Genomic DNA, 958 nt, shown 5'->3' on the forward strand with positions numbered 1-958 from the left:
CCATCATCCTTTCTTGCTACATATATTATTTTTATACTTATATACATAGCAATTCCTATGCCAACTAAGAGTGTTAATAAAAAATATGTCTAAAACTAAGCTTATAACTACCTTTGCCAATACTTAAGTATTTTCAATCACACTATTAATTGAAGATTCACATACTTTCAATCACATTTAACACGGTTTATTAAATAATTTAGAATAATTAACACATATTTATTTAAAAATTAACTGCCACTAACACACGATTTTTTTAAAACCTATGTATTAATGGCAGTTAACTTTTAAAGTTTTATATTTTATATTTTTAAATTATAATTACGTCAATTCAATGAATATTTAGTTAGAACTCCTCATACTAAACCAAATTTCATCCAATTATATCTGCAATATAATATATTTCATCATCTGTTAAACATATTGATAATGCATTTTTGAAAATCAAACTAGCCTCCCTCAATGCGTCTATAGTTTTTTTATCAAAGTTTATGTTATTCTCATCATATACCAAACCATTATCTAGTATTATTCTTTCTAATGCGCATGCAACATGAAACATAATTCTTAATTTAACTGGATTTTCAAAATTTACACTTAATAACTTTTCAGTTCTATCTAAAAACTCATCTAATAGAGTATAGATTTTTTTAGGGTTAAGAAATGTTATAAACTCAGCAATAGTTTGTGTACAAAGATTTTCAAATATTATTTGCTTATCTTCCGTATATTTTATAGTTTCCATCCCTTTACCTTTTATAACACTTATTAATATTCGCTCTCCTGTTCCATCGATTAATTGTTCTATAGATATAAATGGAATTCCAAGATTAGGATTTTCAATACCTATAACAGCTAAAATAGTATTTTCTTCCGAAATCTCCTTAATAGACTTAGTTAAGTTCTTCAATCCAAGTGAAATAATATTAATATTCTTAACCCCTATATTATTTGTAAC

1 protein-coding gene is annotated in these 958 nt (G+C 24.9%); it reads right to left on the reverse strand.

Annotated features, from left to right (window positions below):
- Positions 1 to 373 precede the first annotated feature (373 nt).
- A partial coding sequence (locus COL3_RS26595; RefSeq protein WP_143327583.1) for a PRD domain-containing protein occupies positions 374 to 958 on the reverse strand: 585 nt, incomplete at its 5' end.

The organism is Clostridium sp. LS, assembly GCF_002760435.1.
Taxonomy (GTDB): Bacteria; Bacillota; Clostridia; order Clostridiales; family Clostridiaceae; genus Clostridium.